20 protein-coding genes are annotated in these 19,384 nt (G+C 57.0%); 14 read left to right on the top strand and 6 right to left on the bottom strand.

Translation table 11 applies throughout. The features are described 5' to 3' along the window. Nucleotides 1-21: 21 nt before the first annotated feature. The 3 genes from F3I47_RS06660 to pepD form a co-directional block, all read right to left on the bottom strand. Nucleotides 22-1,023: an ABC transporter permease gene (locus F3I47_RS06660; RefSeq protein WP_009091899.1), complete on the bottom strand. Its 1,002-nt coding sequence runs from the start codon at nt 1,021-1,023 to the stop codon at nt 22-24. Continuing rightward, on the bottom strand, nt 1,020-2,525 hold the full coding sequence (locus tag F3I47_RS06655) for a sugar ABC transporter ATP-binding protein (protein ID WP_150029326.1): 1,506 nt from the start codon (nt 2,523-2,525) through the stop codon (nt 1,020-1,022). The genes F3I47_RS06660 and F3I47_RS06655 overlap by 4 nt, the downstream gene beginning before the upstream one ends. 260 nt (nt 2,526-2,785) lie before the next feature. Next, nucleotides 2,786-4,243: a beta-Ala-His dipeptidase gene (gene pepD / locus F3I47_RS06650; RefSeq protein WP_009091896.1), complete on the bottom strand. Its 1,458-nt coding sequence runs from the start codon at nt 4,241-4,243 to the stop codon at nt 2,786-2,788. 254 nt (nt 4,244-4,497) lie between these two features. On the opposite strand from pepD, the gene gpt reads away from it, so the two are divergent. The 3 genes from gpt (at nt 4,498) to crl (ending at nt 6,826) form a co-directional block, all read left to right on the top strand. Further along, nucleotides 4,498-4,956 carry a xanthine phosphoribosyltransferase gene (gene gpt, locus F3I47_RS06645; RefSeq protein WP_150029327.1) on the top strand — a complete coding sequence of 153 codons (459 nt, stop codon included), beginning with the start codon at nt 4,498-4,500 and terminating at the stop codon, nt 4,954-4,956. A gap of 120 nt (nt 4,957-5,076) precedes the next feature. After that, entirely contained in the window at nt 5,077-6,324 is a 1,248-nt protein-coding gene (gene frsA / locus F3I47_RS06640; protein ID WP_150029328.1) for an esterase FrsA, read from the top strand. A gap of 100 nt (nt 6,325-6,424) precedes the next feature. Further along, on the top strand, nt 6,425-6,826 hold the full coding sequence (gene crl / locus F3I47_RS06635) for a sigma factor-binding protein Crl (protein ID WP_009091890.1): 402 nt from the start codon (nt 6,425-6,427) through the stop codon (nt 6,824-6,826). Between the two features lie 298 nt (nt 6,827-7,124). Here the strand turns inward: crl and ompC are convergent, their stop codons facing one another. Beyond that, nucleotides 7,125-8,237 (bottom strand): porin OmpC, encoded by a 1,113-nt coding sequence (ompC, locus tag F3I47_RS06630; RefSeq protein ID WP_009091888.1) that lies wholly within the window; start codon nt 8,235-8,237, stop codon nt 7,125-7,127. A 249-nt stretch (nt 8,238-8,486) separates the two neighbouring features. On the opposite strand from ompC, the gene proB reads away from it, so the two are divergent. The 11 genes from proB to F3I47_RS22475 all read left to right on the top strand — a co-directional run bounded on the left by proB (nt 8,487) and on the right by F3I47_RS22475 (nt 17,194). Then, a complete protein-coding gene (gene proB / locus F3I47_RS06625) occupies nt 8,487-9,590 on the top strand; it encodes a glutamate 5-kinase (protein WP_009091886.1) in 1,104 nt (367 codons plus the stop codon). A gap of 10 nt (nt 9,591-9,600) precedes the next feature. After that, nucleotides 9,601-10,854: a glutamate-5-semialdehyde dehydrogenase gene (proA, locus tag F3I47_RS06620; RefSeq protein ID WP_009091884.1), complete on the top strand. Its 1,254-nt coding sequence runs from the start codon at nt 9,601-9,603 to the stop codon at nt 10,852-10,854. A 361-nt stretch (nt 10,855-11,215) separates the two neighbouring features. After that, the gene (locus tag F3I47_RS06615; RefSeq protein ID WP_009091882.1) at nt 11,216-11,947 is read left to right on the top strand and encodes a S24 family peptidase; all 732 of its coding nucleotides are present in this window, start codon (nt 11,216-11,218) and stop codon (nt 11,945-11,947) included. A 423-nt stretch (nt 11,948-12,370) separates the two neighbouring features. After that, on the top strand, nt 12,371-12,649 hold the full coding sequence (locus F3I47_RS06610) for a hypothetical protein (protein ID WP_009091881.1): 279 nt from the start codon (nt 12,371-12,373) through the stop codon (nt 12,647-12,649). Nucleotides 12,650-12,852: 203 nt separating this feature from the next. Continuing rightward, a complete protein-coding gene (locus tag F3I47_RS06605; protein WP_009091877.1) occupies nt 12,853-13,320 on the top strand; it encodes a glycoside hydrolase family protein in 468 nt (155 codons plus the stop codon). Then, a complete protein-coding gene (locus F3I47_RS06600) occupies nt 13,317-13,664 on the top strand; it encodes a hypothetical protein (protein ID WP_046101313.1) in 348 nt (115 codons plus the stop codon). The genes F3I47_RS06605 and F3I47_RS06600 overlap by 4 nt, the downstream gene beginning before the upstream one ends. Then, nucleotides 13,661-13,954: a hypothetical protein gene (locus F3I47_RS06595; protein ID WP_009091873.1), complete on the top strand. Its 294-nt coding sequence runs from the start codon at nt 13,661-13,663 to the stop codon at nt 13,952-13,954. The genes F3I47_RS06600 and F3I47_RS06595 overlap by 4 nt, the downstream gene beginning before the upstream one ends. 204 nt (nt 13,955-14,158) lie before the next feature. Continuing rightward, the gene (locus F3I47_RS06590) at nt 14,159-15,913 is read left to right on the top strand and encodes a glycosyl hydrolase family 28-related protein (protein ID WP_150029329.1); all 1,755 of its coding nucleotides are present in this window, start codon (nt 14,159-14,161) and stop codon (nt 15,911-15,913) included. 155 nt (nt 15,914-16,068) lie between these two features. Further along, entirely contained in the window at nt 16,069-16,491 is a 423-nt protein-coding gene (locus F3I47_RS06585) for an Ivy family c-type lysozyme inhibitor (RefSeq protein WP_150029330.1), read from the top strand. 316 nt (nt 16,492-16,807) lie between these two features. Continuing rightward, nucleotides 16,808-17,020, top strand: a complete 213-nt coding sequence (cspA, locus tag F3I47_RS06580; protein ID WP_009091867.1) for an RNA chaperone/antiterminator CspA — start codon at nt 16,808-16,810, stop codon at nt 17,018-17,020. Nucleotides 17,021-17,023: 3 nt separating this feature from the next. Continuing rightward, the gene (locus F3I47_RS22475; RefSeq protein ID WP_140028666.1) at nt 17,024-17,194 is read left to right on the top strand and encodes a cold-shock protein; all 171 of its coding nucleotides are present in this window, start codon (nt 17,024-17,026) and stop codon (nt 17,192-17,194) included. A 124-nt stretch (nt 17,195-17,318) separates the two neighbouring features. On the opposite strand, the gene F3I47_RS06570 is transcribed toward F3I47_RS22475, so the two are convergent. Further along, nucleotides 17,319-18,896, bottom strand: a complete 1,578-nt coding sequence (locus tag F3I47_RS06570) for a methyl-accepting chemotaxis protein (RefSeq protein ID WP_150029331.1) — start codon at nt 18,894-18,896, stop codon at nt 17,319-17,321. 299 nt (nt 18,897-19,195) lie between these two features. After that, nucleotides 19,196-19,330: a hypothetical protein gene (locus tag F3I47_RS22610; protein WP_255348909.1), complete on the bottom strand. Its 135-nt coding sequence runs from the start codon at nt 19,328-19,330 to the stop codon at nt 19,196-19,198. Nucleotides 19,331-19,384 lie beyond the last annotated feature (54 nt).

Below are 19,384 nucleotides of genomic sequence, written 5' to 3'. Positions count from 1 at the left end.
ATCAACTCCGGTAGACGCGCCTCAGCGGCGCTGGATATAGGTGATCGCCAGTGCTAAAGCCAGCACCAGCCCTTTGATGATGTCCATGGCGTAGTAGGGCACAGAGAGCATGACCAGGCCGTTCTGCAGCACGCCCAGGATCACCGCGCCGACCAGCGTGCCGAGCGCATTTGGCTTGCCGGAGCCCGCCAGTGAGAAGCCTATCCACGCCGCCGCGACCGCGTCCATCAGGTAGCCGCTGCCGGCGTTGACCTGGGATGAACCGATGCGCGAGGCGAGCAGAATGCCGCCCAGGCCCGCCAGCAGGGAGGCGATGACGTAAGCCAGTACCCGGTAGCGGGTGGTGCGGATGCCGGAGAGGCGCGCCGCTTCCGGATTGCCGCCCAGCGCATACATCCGGCGACCATGTTTGGTCAGGGAGAGCGCCAGCTGTGCCGCGACGGTCACCACCAGCATGATGATGACAATGGTCGGCACCTGACCGAGCAGGCCAAACGCCGCCGGAATGGTGCCTTCCGCCATATCACCGCTCGGCAGCACCATGTTCTCGGTGATCGACCCGCCGAAGCTGTAGGTCATCGCCACCCCCTGAATCACGAAGAGGGTCGCCAGCGTCGCCAGCATGTCGGGGATGCGCAGGATCACAATCAGGAAGGCGTTGAACAGCCCGACCAGCGTGCAGAGCGCCAGGGTGATCAGAATCGCGGTAGTGGTGCCAAAGCCGTACCAGACAAACAGTGAAATCACCAGCGCGTTAGCCAGCGAGGCGGTCGAGCCGACCGACAGATCAAAGCCGCCGACGGTCAGGGAGATAGAGACGCCAACGGCAATGACCGTCACAATCGCAATCGAACGCAGAATGTTGATGATGTTATTGGGTTCAAGGAAGCTGTCGGAAGCCAGCCCAAAAGCGGCGATCAGGATCACCACCGTGAGCAGCATGCCCCATTTATAGAGAAAGTCGAATAGCTGGTGATGCCACGGGGTGGCGGTCAGTTTCAGGTGGGTCTCTTTGCTGCTCACGCAGGGGTTCCTCCGGTGGAATAGAGCAAAAGCGTCTCTTCGGTGACGTCACCTGCAGCCAGTTCAGCCACAATGCGTCCATCCCAGAGCACGCAAATCCGGTCGCATAAGCCGACCAGTTCAGAAAATTCACCCGACGCGTAGATAATCCCTTTCCCTTCCCGCGCCAGGCTGTCGATGAGGGTAAACAGTTCGGTTTTGGCTTTGATATCGACGCCCTTGGTCGGCTCATCGAAAATCAGCACGTCGGCGTTATTACGCAGCCATTTGCCGATCGCCACTTTCTGCTGATTGCCCCCCGACAGGCGGCGCAGCGTCTGAGCCGGACCGGTGGTGCGCACCTGCAGTTGCCGGATAATCTGCTCGGCCCAGCGCCACGCCTGGCGATGACCAAACAGGCTCCAGCGCGAAAAGCTGTCATCCGCGCTGACGCTGAGGTTCATCGCGACCGACTCATCAATAAAGATCCCCTCTTTGCGCCGCTCCTCCGGCACCAGCGCCATGCGACGGCTGACCGAATCGTGCGGCGAGCGGGGCTGCCAAGGCTGACCGTGCAGTTCACCCCGGCTGACGCGACTTTGTGTGGCGCCGAACAGAGCTTTGCAGAGTTCGGTTTTCCCCGCGCCGGCCAGGCCGGCAATCCCCAGAATCTCCCCTTTGTGCAGGCGCAGCGAGATAGCCTGCAGCCGCTGCGCATCGTGAAGTCCCTCCACCGCCATCAGCAGCGGCTGCGCCTGCTGTGGACGACGCGGCGGGAAGATGTCGGTCAGCTGATGACCCAGCATCTTCTCAACAATCTGCTCTCCGCTCAGCGCGGCCATCGGGCCGGTTTCAATCAGGCGGCCGTCGCGCAGCACCGTCAGACGGTCACAGATGGCTTTCAGTTCATGGATGCGGTGAGAGATAAAGACCACGCCGATGCCGCTGGCCTGCAGGCGACGCACCACGGCAAACAGTCGCTCACTTTCATGCTGGTCCAGCGGGGCGGTGGGTTCGTCCAGTATCAGGAAGCGGCAGTGGTGCGACAGCGCCCGCGCTAACAGAATCTGCTGCTTTTCCGCCAGCGTGCAGCGCTCCACCAGCCGGTTAACATCCAGCACCACATCGAGCTGAGCCAGCAGCGCCCGCGCCTGACGGCGGATCTCTCCCCAGCGATAGCGGTGACCCGGCTCGGCCAGTCGGTCCAGCAGGATGTTTTCCGCCACGCTGAGCTGCGGCACCAGCGCCACATCCACTTCCTGCTGAACCAGATGAATGCCCAGCTGCTTAGCCTCGCGCGGTGTGCGAATGGAGACCGGCTGGCCATCAAGCAGGATCTCGCCGCTGTAGTGGCTGTGCGCGCCGGACAGGATCGCCATCAGCGTGGATTTGCCCGCTCCGTTCGCACCGGTGAGCGCATGAACCGAATGGCCTTCACTGCGGAAATCCACCGACGATAGCGCGGCAAACCCGCCAAAAGCGATGGAGATGTTACGCATCTCAAGGCAGTTTAACCCTGGCATGTGATGACTCTCCTGAAGAATGAGTGGCCGCATTTTTTCCTGAACCTTCAGGCGCGGCAACAGCCGAAAGCGCATAAGCTAGCACGAAATCTTATTAGCCATCCAGACATCCGGACATAATGGCGGCTATAACCAGCGAAGCGCGGGAACGTGGCGGAATAGCGGGGGAAAACGAAAAGAAGGCAGCGAATTATGCTGGGGGAAAGTGGCAGGCATAAAAAAACCAGGCAGGAGCCTGGTTCATTTTTCTGACGACCGGATTACTTTTCTGGCACCACATTCAGCAGGGTGGTCAGCAGTTTCCAGTAAAGGCCAACGCTTTCAATATGCACCTGCTCATCTGGCGAGTGCGGCCCGGTGATGGTCGGCCCAATCGACACCATATCCATGTTCGGGTAAGGCTTCTTGAACAGACCACACTCCAGACCGGCGTGGATCACCTGAATGTTCGGCGTCTTGTCGAACAGGGCGATGTAGGTCTGACGGGTCAGCGCCATGATGGCGGAGTCCGCATCCGGCTGCCAGCCAGGATAGCCGCCTTTCGCTTTAGTCTGCGCACCGGCCAGCTGGCCCAGCGAGGTCAGCATCTGCACCACATAATCGCGGCCGGTGTCGATCAGCGAGCGGATCAGGCAGTTGATCTCGGCGTGATCCTCTTCCATCGTCACCACACCGATATTCAGTGAGGTTTCAACCACGCCTTTTGCCACGTCTGAATTGCGGATGACGCCGTTTGGCGTGCTGTTCAGCAGGTTCAGGAAGCGATCGCGGCTGTCAGCGCTCAGGGCGGCACCCTGATGCGCCAGCGGCTCGGTGACCAGGGCGATGTTCGGCTCTTTGATACCGTGCTCGTTCTGGATAGCGCTCAGGAACTGCGCCGCCGCCGATTTCAGCGCATCCGCTTTGTGACTTTCAACCGCAACGGTCGCAAAGGCTTCACGCGGAATGGCGTTGCGCAGTGTGCCGCCGGTGAAGGTCAGCAGACGCAGATCCAGTTCAGCCGCGTGGGCCGCCAGGAAGCGCGCCAGCAGCTTGTTGGCGTTGCCGAGGCCCATGTGAATATCGGCACCGGAGTGACCGCCACGCAGCCCTTTCAGCGTCAGCTTCAGGGTCTGGAACTCAGCAGGCACGGCCTCACGGGTCAGCGGCAGGGAGGAGACGAAGTCGATCCCGCCCGCGCAGCCCATGTAGATCTCACCTTCCTCTTCAGAGTCGGTGTTGATCAGGATTTCGGCCTGCAGCCAGTTGGGCTGAAGACCGAATGCGCCATCCATGCCGGTCTCTTCGGTCATGGTCAGCAGCACTTCCAGCGGGCCGTGGGTCAGGCTGTTGTCAGCCAGCACCGCCAGCGCTGAGGCCATACCGATGCCGTTATCGGCACCCAGCGTCGTGCCGCGCGCTTTGACCCACTCGCCATCAATCCACGGCTGAATCGGGTCTTTGGTAAAGTCATGCACGGTGTCGTTATTCTTCTGCGGCACCATGTCGAGGTGCGCCTGCAGCGCGACCGGGGTCCGGTTTTCCATGCCAGCGGTGGCGGGCTTGCGAATCAGGATGTTGCCGACCTGATCGCGCTCACACCAGAAGCCCTGCTCTTTAGCCCAGCCGGTAATGTAGCTCGCCAGCGCTTCTTCGTGAAAAGAGGGGTGAGGAATAGAGCAGATCTTAGCGAAAATATCCCACAGCGGCTGTGGAGAGAGTTGAGACAATTCAGACACGACAGGTCTCCTGTGTCAGTGTACCGGCGAGGCCGGACATCGCGAGTTTCCAGTGAAAAATCGCCGTCAGAGAATCTGACGAGCCAGGCCCGAGAATATCACTGTTTTTCACCGGGTGCGCTCCCGGACGCGCTAAAAAGCCGCAACCAGCGCGCGGGTGCTGGTTTTTAGCGCGTCAACTCCTTATAATCTCGCGCAACCTTTTCCCCGTTGCACATTTTTAAGCCACTTCGGTTGGCTGGGATTTCTATTCTATGAGCGAAAAATACGTCGTCACCTGGGACATGCTTCAGATTCATGCCCGTAAACTCGCCCAGCGTCTGCTGCCTGTTGAACAGTGGAAAGGCATCATCGCGGTGAGCCGTGGCGGTCTGGTACCGGCTTCGCTGCTGGCACGTGAACTGGGTATCCGCTATGTCGATACCGTCTGCATCTCCAGCTATGACCACGATCATCAGCGTGAAATGAAAGTGCTGAAGCGCGCAGAAGGCGACGGTGAAGGCTTCATCGTGATCGATGACCTGGTGGACACCGGCGGAACGGCGCAGGCGATTCGTGAGATGTACCCGAAAGCGCGTTTCTGCACCATTTTCGCAAAACCGGCCGGCCGTTCACTGGTTGACGATTACATCGTCGATATCCCGCAGGATACCTGGATCGAGCAGCCGTGGGATATGGGCTTGGTCTACATCCCGCCGATTGTAAAAAGCTGATTACGATACCCTCACGTCACAACGCCCGGTTTTCCGGGCGTTGTGCTTTCTGAGCCTCGCACCCCGAATTGCCGTACAGTACACTTAGCCATCGCCGTTTCTGTTGCAGGAGAAGTGAGAATGACGAGCAAAAACCTTAGCGAGGAGCTGTTCAAACCCCGCTTCAAACATCCTGAAACCTCTTCCCTGGTGCGTCGTCAGCATCATGCCACCCCGGATGTGCACTCCACGCTGGATGGAGAGAGCCAGCGGGGCTGGTATCGGATGCTGAATAAGCTGATGTGGACCTGGCGCGGCCTGACGCCGCAGGAGATCAGCGAAGTGCTGGCCCGTATCGCCATCAGCAAGGTCGAGCATACCGATGAGACGCTGCTCGATACGGTGATCGGTTTTCGCAGCGGCAACTGGCATTTCGAGTGGTGCAGACAGGCGGGGATCTGGCAGCAGAAGGCGCTGGAATCTGGCAACGACAGTGAGGCAGGCGACTTCTGGCTGCATGCGGCGCACCTTTACAGCGTCGCCGCCTATCCCTACATAAAAGGGGATGAGCTGGCCGATCAGGCACAGACGCTGGCCAATCGCGCCTATGAAGAGGCGACGCAGCGCCTGCCCGGTGAACTGAAACCCCTGACGTTCGCCATCGCGGGCGGCAGCCCGGTCACCGGCTTTCTGCACATGCCGCCCGGCGTCGAAGCCCCTTATCCCACCGTGCTGTTCTGCGGCGCGCTCGACTCGTTACAGAGCGATCACTACCGTCTTTTCCATGATTATCTGGCGCCTCGCGGCATCGCGATGCTGACCATTGATGTGCCGTCCGTGGGTAACTCGGTGAAATGGACGCTGAATCAGGACACCAGCTTCCTGCATCAGCAGGTGCTGCGTGACCTGACCAATGTGCCCTGGGTCGATCATACGCGTGTGGCGGCGTTTGGTTACCGCTTTGGTGCCAACGTGGCCGTTCGGCTGGCCTATCTTGAATCGCAGCGGCTGCGGGGCGTTGCCTGTCTGGGGCCGATTGTACACGCGCTGCTGACGCAGACGGCGCTGCAGGATAAGATCCCGGATATGTACATGGACATGCTGGCGAGCCGTCTCGGCATGGCCACCGCCTCTGACAGCGCACTGCGCACCGAACTCAATCGCTATTCGCTGAAAACTCAGGGACTGCTGGGACGTCGCACGCCCACGCCGATGCTTTCGGGCTACTGGCAAAACGACCTCTTCAGCCCGGAGGAGGAGAGCAGGCTGATCGCCCGCTCCTCATCGGACGGGAAAGCCCTGCTGATTCCGGTGAAGCCGGTGATGGCCAGTTTCGACAAAGCGCTGAATGAGATTTGCGACTGGCTGGAGAAGCGTTTAAAAAGGTAACTGGCAAAATTTTCACTGTTTGCTACAACTAGTAGCGGAATTTTTCCGGGCTACCCGGAAATCAGGGCTGTATAGCGGTCAAAACCAATGGAGAATCAGCATGACGTTACCAAGTGGTCATCCCCGCAGTCGCCTGCTTAAGCGTTTTACCGAGCTTGGGCCTTATATTCGCGATGGGAAATGTGGCGAAACCCGTTTCTTCTTCGACTGCCTGGCTGCCTGCGTTAATGTGAAACCCGCACCGGAACTGCGTGAGTTCTGGGGCTGGTGGATGGAACTGGAAGCGCAGGCTGACCACTTTACCTATGTCTACCACATCGGCCTGTTCGATAAAGAGGGTGACTGGTCGGTGGCAACCATCAAGGGCAAAGAGAACACGGCGCGCGTGGAGGAGACCTTACGTAACTTCCATACCCGTCTGAAGGCGATGCTGAAGGAGTTAGATCTGGACCTTATTCCGGCCAGCGACTTCGATGAGAAACCGGTGAAGCTGAGCGCCTGAGTCAGCGGAAAAGGGCGGCCTGACCTCGTCGTCAGCGTGCTGAGAAGCCTGAAGCAGAGTGAAACTGGCCGCGATAACGAAACCTGATGCGCAGGGAACCGGGTCAGAAAAGGAAAGCGTCCCGCGCCACGGACGGCGCGGGCCGAGCGGCCAGGGATTGGCTTAAGCGACTTTCCGTTCTGACCCGGTTCCCTGAGCGGGCTCGATCTCACCGCAGCCTGAGTCAGATTGATTAACAACAAAAGGGCGAGTGAAAACTCGCCCTTTTTTATGCTGTGACCAGCGTGCAACCGCCACATCAGAACTGGTAAGTCATCCCCACCGCGACGATGTCATCGTTGTTGAGCGACAGCGCGTTGTCATCATCCAGCTGGTTGATTTTGTAATCCACGAAGGCCGACATATTTTTGTTGAAGTAATAGGTCGCACCGACGTCGATATATTTCACCAGATCCACATCGCCGATACCGTTTTCGATATCTTTGCCTTTGGTCTGCACATAGCCAATAGACGGACGCAGGCCGAAATCGAACTGATACTGCGCCACCAGTTCGATGTTCTGCGCTTTGTTGGCTGCGCCCGCAACGGAGGCACCCGTGTTGCGGTTGGTGCCACTAATTGGCGTCATGTTACGGGTGTCGGTGTAGATCGCCGCCAGGTAGACGCTGTTGGCATCATACTTCACGCCTGCGCCCCAGGAGTCGGCACGGTCACCGCCGCCATAGGCGCGCGCCTGCTGCTGGTTAGTACGGTCAGAGGAGGTGATGGCACTCATCAGGCTCACGCCGCTATCACCCAGCGCATAGCCCAGTGAGGCGCCGTAACCGTCGCCGTTCTGACGGTTAATATCGGTGCGGCTGTTGGCGCTGGTGGCGTCGTTTTTGCCCTGATACTGCAGCGCAAATTTCAGTCCATCCACCAGACCAAAGAAGTTGTTATTACGGTAAGTGGCGACGCCGGTGGCGCGCTGAGTCATGAAGTTATCTGAACGGGCCGTACCGTCACCGCCAAATTCCGGAAACACGTCGGTCCAGGCCTCAACGTCATACAGCACACCGTAGTTGCGGCCATAGTCCACCGAACCGTACTGCGAAAATTTCAGACCGGCAAAACCGAGGCGGGTTTTGTTGCCATTGTTGGCGTCGCTGCCTTCGGAGTTATTGACGTTGTACTGATATTCCCACTGACCATAACCGGTCATCAGGTCATTAATCTGTGTCTGACCTTTAAAGCCGATACGGGTATAGGACTTGTCACCATCTGCGCTGGCGTTATCGCTGAAGTAATGTTCCGCTTTCACTTTGCCGTATAAGTCCAGCTTGTTGCCATCTTTGTTATAGATTTCGGCAGCCTGCGCGGCAGAAGCCAGCATCAGCGTAGAGAGGAGCATGGCCAGTGTGCTTTTCTTCATTTGCTATCAATCCCAATGTGAGCGCCGTGTGAACGCCGTAAAAAAATGAAAGTTTTTGTAAAGCACCGACTTTTTACCCGTCCGAGATGAACTTTTTATGACGCTTTTCCTGATTTCTTGTTAACGGTGAACTTTTGGTCTACGCCCTTGTCCGCGTAATTTCGTGCTTTTCCCCCGCTGGCTGTTGGCTTCCTTATCGACTCCTGTTAAAACGTCCTTTCGTAAAAATTTTTCACTACGGCAGGAAATATGAGTGGCAGTCAGACCTTAGTGGTCAAGTTGGGTACCAGCGTTCTTACCGGCGGATCGCGCCGGTTAAATCGGGCGCACATGGTGGAACTGGTTCGGCAGTGTGCGCAGCAGCACGCCGCAGGCCACCGCATTGTGATCGTCACCTCCGGCGCAATGGCCGCCGGACGCGAACATCTGGGCTACCCCGAACTGCCGCCGACCATCGCCTCAAAGCAGCTGCTGGCTGCGGTGGGGCAGAGCCGTCTGATTCAGCTGTGGGAACAGCTTTTCTCTATCTACGGTATCCATATCGGCCAGATGCTTCTGACCCGCGCCGACATGGAAGACCGCGAACGCTTCCTCAATGCCCGCGACACGCTGCGTGCGCTGCTGGACAATCACATTGTGCCGGTCATCAACGAGAATGACGCCGTCGCCACCGCGGAAATCAAAGTGGGCGACAACGACAATCTCTCGGCGCTGGCGGCGATGCTTGGCGGGGCCGACAAGCTGCTGCTGCTGACCGATCAGCAGGGACTGTTCACCGCCGATCCGCGCAATAATCCCGACGCTGAGCTGATCAGTGATGTCCATGTGATTGATGACGCGTTACGTTCCTTAGCGGGCGGCAGCGTCTCCGGGCTGGGCACCGGTGGAATGTCAACCAAGCTTCAGGCCGCGGATGTGGCCTGCCGCGCCGGCATCGACGTCATCATCGCGTCAGGCAGCCGCACCGGCGTGATCAGCGATGTGATTGAGGGGAAACCGGTGGGCACGCGCTTCCATGCGCAGCAATCGCCGCTGGAAAACCGCAAGCGCTGGATTTTTGGGGCACCCCCGGCCGGTGAGCTGACCGTCGATGATGGTGCGCTGGCGGCCATTATCGAACGCGGCAGCTCGCTGCTGCCGAAAGGGATCCGCGCCATTCAGGGAAATTTCTCGCGCGGTGAAGTGATCCGCATTCGCAGCCTGCAGGGCAGGGACATCGCCCATGGGGTTTCACGCTACAACAGCGACGCAATGCGGATGATCGCCGGGCATCACAGCCAGCAGATCAGCGACATTCTGGGTTATGAATATGGCCCGGTGGCGGTTCACCGCGACGACATGATCGTCAGTTAAGGAGCGGACAATGCTTGAAGAGATGGGAAAAGCGGCGCGTGCCGCAGCGTATACCGTGGCCGATCTGTCGACGGCAGAGAAGAATCAGGTGCTGATGACCATTGCCGACTATCTGGAGGCGGAAAGCGCTGAGATTCTGGCGGCTAACGCGCTGGACTTAGCCGATGCGCGTCAGAATGGCATGAGCGCCGCGCTGATGGATCGGCTGACGCTCAATCCGGAGCGGCTGAGCAGCATTGCCAGCGATGTGCGCAAAGTCTGCCAGCTCGCCGATCCTGTCGGCCAGCTCATTGATGGCGGGCAGCTCGACAGCGGGTTGCGCATCGAACGTCGTCGTGTGCCGCTGGGTGTGGTGGCCGTGATTTATGAGGCGCGACCAAACGTCACCGTGGATGTTGCCAGCCTCTGCCTGAAAACCGGTAACGCCGCGATTCTGCGCGGCGGAAAAGAGACCTGGCGCACCAATGCGGCCACCGTGCGGGTGATCCAGAAGGCGCTGCAACAGCACGGGCTACCGGCGGCAATTGTTCAGGCCATTGAGAACCCCGATCGTGAACTGGTGAATCAGCTGCTGAAGCTGGATCGCTACGTCGATATGCTGATCCCGCGCGGCGGAGCCGGCCTGCACAAGCTGTGCCGGGAAAACTCCACCATTCCGGTGATCACCGGCGGCATCGGCGTCTGCCATATCTACATTGATGAGACGATGGCGATCGAACCGGCGCTTGATCTGATCGTTAACGCCAAGAAACAGCGTCCCAGCGCCTGTAACTCACTGGAGACCCTGCTGGTGGATCAGGCTATGGCCGATCGCTTCCTGCCCGCTTTCAGCGCGCGTATGGCGCAGGAGGCGATCGCGCTGCATGCTGACAGTAACGTGCTGACGCAGCTGCAGCAGGGGCCGGCATCGGTCTCGCTGGTCAATCCGCAGCAGTATGACGACGAGTGGCTGTCGCTGGATCTCAACGTCCGGTTAGTAGCGAATATGGATGAGGCGATAGATCACATCCGCACGCACGGCACGCAGCACTCGGATGCCATTCTGACCCGTGATACCCGCAAGGCGATGCGCTTTGTACGCCAGGTTGACTCGTCAGCCGTCTATGTCAACGCCAGCACCCGCTTCACCGATGGCGGGCAGTTCGGTCTGGGGGCTGAAGTGGCGGTGAGTACACAGAAACTGCATGCGCGCGGTCCGATGGGATTAGAGGCGCTGACCACCTATAAATGGATAGCCTGGGGCGACGATACGCTCCGCTCATAATTGCGATAATTTTTAACAAAACGGGAGTCTTTCACAGGCTCCCGTTTTTTTTAGCGTCTCTTTTTCGGGCCAGTGAAAGATAGGATTTTCTGCGCTTCAGTTTCAATTCCGTTCCGGTCACCTTATCGCAGGCCAGATTGCTGGCTGAATTTCACGCAATTTCTTACGGAACATTCCTGAAACACAAGGCGCTATGCGGCCTGAGGCAATATTTTTTGTCCCGTCGCAGGCTGAAGCGGATAATGATAATCAGGAACGCTTGATAAAGCGGTTAGGTAGTAAACGAGCGGTAATATAAAATGAACTGGTAGCAATAACGAAAATAACATCCAGTATCTCTTCTATGGCTGATTATTAACTAATGGTTAAAAAAGAAAGTACAAAACAAGCTTTCACCGCCAGGCTGATAGCGGCCTGTGAGAGTGCCGGCATTGCCGGACATGGACGGAACAAACAGGTTGCCAGCGCCCTGCAGAAGCAGGGCTGTAAAATTTCAACGCCGGGAGTGTGGAAGTGGTTTAACGCGCAGTCAGTGCCTGATGATGGCAACTTACTGGCGCTCAGTGAGCTGCTGGGCGTCCGGGTGGAGTGGCTGCAATATGGGATGGATCAACCCGCAGAGCCGGTGACGCTGAACACGTTTGCCGCCCGGAAAAATGTGTTCCGGGTGGACAGTCTGGACATTGGTCAGCGCAGCGCGGCGGGCCTGCCCGCGCGGGACGAGTTTGTCGAAACCATCCAGGCGATCGAATATGGTCCGGATGAGGCGCGGGTGCTGTTCAACGGTCGCCCGGCGGAAAACATCCGGTTAATCGCGATTAACAGCGACTCGATGGCGGACACCTTTGCGCCGCGCGATCAGCTGTTTGTCGATATCAGCGTGCGGATGTTTGATGGCGACGGCATCTACATCTTTACCCTTGATGAGCAGCTCTACCTCAAGCGTCTGCAACTTCAGCACAAGAAAATTGCTGTGATATCAGACAATAAACGTTATGAGACCTGGTATCTCAATCATGATGACGTCACCAGCCTGAAGGTTCTGGCAAAAGTGATTATGAGCCAGGCGCGACAGTATCAAATCCTCGGCTGAGCCCGCCTTTATGGCGTTTCTCAGGCGGGCCGCAAAAAAATAATCGGCATAAATTCATAAATTTAACCAGCGGTAAATAAAAAATTAACCAACAGTGTTTGATAATGCATAAGAACCTGTTAATAATTTGGATATGGATGAACAACGCCGTTCTTTCAGGGATGAGCCGCTCTTAAACAATTGAGGCGCTGCACAAGCGCGAATCATACCACCCAAAAGTCAGTGAACTTTGGGATGGGGTGGATGCGCAAAATGCAGCGTCGTCAGATGCCGTTTATTTCCCCTTCGCTTACTTTCCACCTGGCTGCTCACGCAGCCGGGGGGCGAGCGTGCGATCGTGAATCGCGACATTCGGGCCCGTTCGGTTCGCCGAAAGCTCGCGCCTGCCACCCCATCGCCAAAGACTCATTCACAGGAGGAGTTATGGCGATAATTCACTATGGCAAAAGCGTTTTTATGGGCAACGCACGTACTCGTCGCCATCGGCGGCGCCAACCTCTCAGCAGCCTGAAACAGAGTATCGACCAGGCCCTGAACTCTCCAGCTGAAACACCTGCCCTGCGGCGCGCAGAACAAATCTGCCAGCGTCAGGTTATCCCGCGCGTGGATCGCGCGATTACTGCACCCCGCATCATCAGCAAAGAGACTCCCGCTTTCGACAACTGCTGTCTGCCTCACGTCCATCTCTACGCCGTGAGCTGAAGCGCAAAAAAACACACCTTTTCGTTCCGGATAACGCTTTGCGTTCTCCAGCTTTCGCTGGGCGTAATCTGCTGAATTACTGTTCAGTTTTGCTGCAGGGTGAGCAGGGCATTCTGCTGCGCCGGACAAGGTAATGATCAGTGGGCGTTATGTATTTCTGTTCACAGGGCTGAATGGGTTTAACCCGTCATTGAGGAGTCGTTATGAGCCAGATAATCGCAGTACTGAACTTTGAAGAAGGGTATGTCGACGCGCCTTACCTCGACACGCTGGGGTTCCCCACGGTGGCCGGTGGCATCCGCATCGGACCCAAGGGCGCCTCGCTGAACAACTATGCGTTTCGGGTGCCACGGCGCGTCGGGGATGTCTGGAAGCAGTGCATTCTCGAAAACAAAATTCAGGAGATGCAGAGCCGGGAACTGCTGCGTAACGCGCTGGCAAAGTGCAATGACGCCCGCACCGATGTGTTGCTGAGCATGGCGTATCAGCTGGGCGTCGACGGGGTCATGCAGTTTAAAAACATGCTCAGCGCCATTGTGGCTGAGAAGTTTGATGAGGCGGCGGACGCGATGATGAACAGCCTGTGGGCCCGTCAGACACCGGGCCGGGCCAGACGTCACGCCGAGATGATGCGCAGCGGAACCTATGCGGTTTACAGGGGGTTGCTATGAGATGGCTCATGTTTCTGGTCGCCGTGCTGACGGCGATCATCATCCTGCTGCTGTTGCAGCGTTTCACCACCCTCCAGTTTGTCTCGCACGCCCGCCTGCTCTTCAGAACCTGGTCAGTCTGGCTGGCGTCGCTGGGATCGATGCTCAGCGCCTGGGCGCAATCCTTTCCTTCTGCCGCCGTTGATGCCTGGAGCGTGCTGCCGGAGGACGTCAAAACGATTCTGCCGCACAACTATCTGGGGCTGGTCGGCGCCTTCATGGTGGCGATGGGCGTCATCGCCCAGTTTGTTCGTCAGAAAAACCTGCTGAACGAGAAGCAGAAGGCCGGAGGAACGCAGCCATGACGCTGATTACAACATTACTGGGCGGCGGCTGGCACTGGCTTGCCGCGCTGGCCGCCGTTATTGCGGCCCTGGGAGCCACTTATTTTGGTGGCAGGAAAGTGGGCAAAGTGCAGCAAAAAGCGCGGAACGACGTCGATAACGCGCAACAGGAGGCGGCCCGCGTGACTGCGGTGGCGCAACAGCAACAACATAACCGCGAGGAGGCTAACCGTGTGGCGACTGATAACCACAGCCTTGATGACGCTGCTGCTCGCGACAAGCTGCAGCAGTCGAAATACCACAAACCCTGAGCCGGTGGCGATCACCGACTCTGCCTGCGTTCTTTTTTCCCCTCTTTATACCTACGGCGATGACGCGCAAAAAATGGACGTTCGTACGGTGCGCGCCATCAACACCCACAACGACATGTGGGACACCCTTTGCGGCCATCCGGCTGCGGCGAAGTAGTGCGCTGATGGTCAGCGCGCTATCCCAATAATCCTGAGGAGGATTCTATGATCGAAGTTAACTCTTTTGCTGAACTGCGTACCACAGTCCCACCAAAATCAGGTGAAGTGGCGAGCCTGAAACGCTATTACGACAAAGATTCCAGCTTCCGTGGCGGCGCTGATTTTGTCGGCTTCCTCAGCACCACCCCGCTGAAGGATGATGGGGGTACGGTGGCGGTGGGGAACGGTTTCTACTGGAAGCGCACCATCAACGATCCCACTGAAGTGAATATCCTGCACTTCGGCGCGAAAGGGGATGGTGTTACCGATGATACCGACGCCTTTATGCGGATGCTGGCATGGACTCAGAGCTATAACACCTACGTGAAATCGCTGCCGGTGCGTTTTCCGGGTGGCCGCTTCCTGATTTCACCCATCGATCTCAGCGCGACGGAGACGGCGTTTTTTGGTATTCAGGGTGATGACAGCGATCTCGGATCGTCACCGCGTACCACCATCATTTCCGACAAAAGCGCCAATACGGTGTTTAAGGTTAATGCGCGCCGGATCGTCATCAAAGGCATCTGCTGGCATGGACAGGCTAATGCCGGAACCGTCGACACCACTGCCAAAGTCACCGTCACGCCAGAGCAGTGCAGCAACGTTCAGCCGTTCTTTGAAAACACGATTGTGGGCGGCCAGATCGTCAATATCTTCTGCTTCAAGGCGCAAAGCACCGGCGGGACCGTCTTTAAGCTGCAGGATACGCTCGACAGTAAGTTTGATCAGGTCTACAGCTCAAGCACCTTCTCACGCGTGTTTGATGTTGGCTGGTCAAACACCCCGAAGGGGAACTGGGACCACTCAACTGCGATTGAGTTGTGCAACGCCAACTTCCAGTCGGGCTATGGTGACGCCACGCTCTATATGCCGCGAGTGACCCAGGGGATCATGCGCAACGTCTGGATTGAGCACACCACTAACCCGGGGGATCTGTCGGACGGCGGCTGGACCATCGATACGCTCAACATTGAAGATTGCGGCACGCCGCTCAATCTCAACAATGCCCGCGTCCTGATGCGTCATATCAACCTGCAGGCCGGGGCGAAAATCACCAATGACGTGGCCGGCAATAAGTGGCTGTCGACCTTTGAATATGGCTATCGTCGGGATGAAAACTACGGCTCCTTCCTGACCGGTTCGCTGCGTGCTGGCTATTACAGCGGCTATAAAGTGGTGAACAACACCGACACCGATAACTGGTATCGGCTGGGTCAGCTCTATTTCCCGGCGCCTAACCAGCAGTGGGTGATGGAGTTAATCGGGAAAGCGGACGCCACCACGCCCTCTGGCACCGCGGGTTCGCCGGTTAACGTCGTCGGTACGGGTAAGACGCTGATCAACCTGCAGCGTCTGGAGACGGTCTGGGCCGATGCGTACCACATGGGGCAGCCGTCGGTGCTGGACATCCGCTATGGCCGGGTAGGGACCACCTATGCCGTTATCTGGGTCAAGCTGAAAGCCAACAGCGGCGAGACGATGTTCAACCTGAAGACCACCGGGCCGACCCGTTTCGACACCGGCTCCTGCTCGCTGTTCCAGTCCGACATGTCCGTGGTGACAGACGTCACCAAAGTCGGCTCTCTGAAACCCGCGGCACGCTTCGGCATGCACAACGGACTGGCGGGCATCGGGGCCAACGAAAAAGGCGTGGTTACACTCGCTACCGCAGCGGGAACACCCGCCAACAAGACCGCGCCAACGGGGTTTGTGCTGATCAATATCAACGGCGTTGACCGCAAGGTCCCTTACTACGATTGATGATCGGCATGTTTTGGGCGAGGCTCCGGCCTCGCCCTTTTTTTGATCGGCCGTCAGAAACCGTAACGGCACCCCGGCGATACTGACAGCGCGCGGTAAAACCGATAAGGTCATGGTCAGCGCAGATAAAACCCAGATATGAGGAGAAAAAGAGGATGAAAAGAGGCGTTATCGCGGCGGTGCTGGCTGCCGTTCCGCTGTTCGCGAGTGCCGCGGCCCCAGTGTATCTGTTTGATTTTATCCAGAACAAACAGACCGGCCAGGCGTATCACAAGCTCATCGCGGGACACGCTTTTCCGGCATGGGTTAAGCAGGGCGGCACCAGTACCCCGGCCACGGAGGTCACCATTAAGGGGGTGAAGTATCAGGCGCTGTCGGGATGTAAGCCACACAACTGCCCGGCGCAGACGATTGCCATCCTCTACTCGCCGGAGAAGGGCGATATTCATGGCGTCTACTCCGATTATGATGAGAAAAGCCGTCGTCAGACGCTGACCTGGCTTAACCTCGATCCCATTGATGAGGGTGGGATGCGCAATAGCCTGCTGAGCGAGCTGAATGGCGATCTGGCACCCTGAATCACGCTGGCAGACAGAGCAGAAGAGTGGCATGCGGGACGCATCGCTGAGACGTTTCCCCGCATGCCGGCCCGCTGAAACGGGCGGCCGCACAATTTGAGATTAATTTCAATTGCGGCTTGCGCCACCTGGTTAAGTGTGGCTTAATGAATCGTCGGTTTGATTAACAGACACTATCAAAGTAAGTAACCAAAGCAGTTCTCATCTCTAAGTTTGTCGCGAGACATCCCTTCTTTTTGAGTCTTCTCTTACGTTCTGATTAAAATCTGTTCTCAGGCCATTATGCCGGAAGGCTCGATATATTAAGGATTTAAGCATGTCTAACAAAATTCGCGGTACCGTTAAATGGTTTAACGCAGAGAAAGGCTTCGGTTTCATCTCTCCTCAGGACGGCAGCAAAGATGTATTCGTACACTTCTCTGCAATCCAGGGCACCGATTTCCGTTCATTAGACGAAGGTCAGCAAGTTGAATTCACAGTAGAAAATGGCGCTAAAGGCCCAGCTGCTGCGAACGTTGTTGGTCTCTAAGGACTGAAAATTACTTTTAAATGTCCACACTGTCATGGCTCACAGTTTCGTACATCACATTTTGATGTCACAAGAGCCAACCCGCATGGAGCGAAATGCATTTTCTGCAAATCTGTTGTTGTTCAGGTGAACACGGCAAGGATTGCGATTCAGAGCCAGCCTCGCGCACTCTGACAGGCTAGTGAGCCATATAGCGTTGTTGCATTTACAGTAATAAAAGGCTGCCTCTGGCAGCCTTTTTTGTATATGCTGTTGCCCGACCCGGAAACAGGCCCGCCGCAGCAGGCCGCTTCGGGCGTTAACGCAGTACCGGCTGCATGGAGAGTTTACCGGTGTTAAACACGCTCATGGCCTGTGCCATCCGCTCTGCCTGATCCTGCAGCGCCTGTGACGCGGCTGAGGCTTCCTGTACCAGCGCGGCGTTCTGCTGGGTCACAGCTTCCATCTGGGTTATCGCCTGGTTGATTTCACTGATGCCGCTGCTCTGTTCGCTGCTGGCGATAGTGATTTCGCTCATGATGTTCGCCACGCTCTGCACGCTGTTCACCACCTCCCCGATAGTAGAACCCGCATGTGTGACCAGCTTGCTGCCCTCATCGACTTTTGCGACAGAGTCCTCAATCAGCACTTTGATCTCTTTTGCCGCTGACGCTGAACGCTGCGCCAGATTGCGCACTTCCGTCGCAACCACCGCAAAACCGCGACCCTGCTCGCCCGCACGTGCCGCTTCAACCGCCGCGTTCAGAGAGAGAATATTAGTCTGAAAAGCGATGGAGTCGATAACGCTGATGATATCGACAATTTTCCGTGAGGAGAGGGCGATCGCTTCCATTTTTTCAATCACCTGCTCCATCACCACGCCGCCTTCACGCGCCACGCTGGAGGTTGCCGACACCAGATGATTGGCTTCACGCGCATTATCGGCGTTGTGCTTCACCGTCGAAGTCATCTGCTCCATGGCCGATGCGGTCTCCTCCAGCGAGCTGGCCTGCTGTTCGGTACGGGTAGAGAGATCGAGGTTGCCGCTGGAGATCTGATTCGAGGCCACCGCGATCGTGTCGGAGCCGGTGCGCACTTCGGTCACAATAGAGAGCAGGTTGTCGTTCATCCGCTGCAGCGCCTGCATCAGAATGCCGGTCTCATCACGCGAGGTGACCTGCATCTGCGAACTCAGATCGCCTGCGGCAACACGTTCAGCCACGTCAACCGCCGCCACCAGCGGACGCACGATAGAGCGGGTCAGGAAGTAGCCCAGCACAATGGAAGCCAGAATCGCCAGGGCGGAGAAAATCAGCGTGACCGTAATAGCCGACTGGCCATTATCCATAATGCCCTGACCCTCACTGCGCAGCTGCGCGTCCTGGGAGTTGGCAAAATTGATGGCGTCCTGCAGGAATTTATTCTGTGTGGCGGTCATGGATTGCAGCACATAGGTGCTGGCAGCGTCAAAATTACCCGCCTGTACCAGTGCCATCAGCTCGGCTTTCACCTTTTCGAAGGCCAGCGATGAAGCGAGAAGACCGGCGATCTTTTTCTTACCCACCGGCGTGACCTGAATGGCCTCGATCTTCTTCATGGCGTTGTTAGTGCGTTGTGTCGCCTCTTCCAGCTGACCAAAGCGTTTCGCATTCTTTTCCGGGTGCAGCGTGTCGATCACCATGCCGCGCAGATATTTAATCTGATCGTTAACACCGTCGCGCACATCAAAGGCCAGCCGGACCTTTACATAACGATCGTCAACGATCGAGGCGATCGCCGTATTAATACTGTTAATCCTCGTTATCGAGGTTACGCCGATGACAATCAGCAGCGTGACAATAATACCAAAGGCTGCAGCGAGCCGTATTCCCACCTTCATATTACTGATAATGAACATAATCTCTTCCCGTATTAATATTAATCAATGAGTTATCAACAATCAGGTGCCTTGCCGTTGTGCGCAGTGCCTTGCTGATGCCTGAGGCCAGGACCGCAGACAAAAAGGGGGTCTCGCGCATACAGTTATCGGAGTGCGCAGATGTACCTTTAATATTTTTTAAGTAATAACGTTGCGTGAATAAATAATCGGGTCTAAGCATCAGAAAAAATGAACAATGATTGAGCAGCGAAATTAAGACAAAAAAAAGGGCTGTCAGCAGAAACGCTGACAGCCCGGTTTAAGCAATGGCTTAAACGTCAGAAAATCAAAAAGTAGAGGCCAGCCCAGAATGCGAGGCTCAGGGTAACGGCGGTAATCCATGCCAGCTGGCGTAAACGGCCACGCAGCAGCTTCTGGCGAGCAGGGGTAACGGGTAAGGTTTCAATGTGCATAGTCGGTTCCTTGTCAGGTGAGCCGTAAATGCGGGCGAATGTGCCCGCATTCGC

This window comes from Pantoea sp. M_10, from assembly GCF_008631515.1.
Taxonomy (GTDB): Bacteria; Pseudomonadota; Gammaproteobacteria; order Enterobacterales; family Enterobacteriaceae; genus Pantoea; species Pantoea anthophila.
This window is presented reverse-complemented; position numbering and strand designations above follow the sequence as displayed.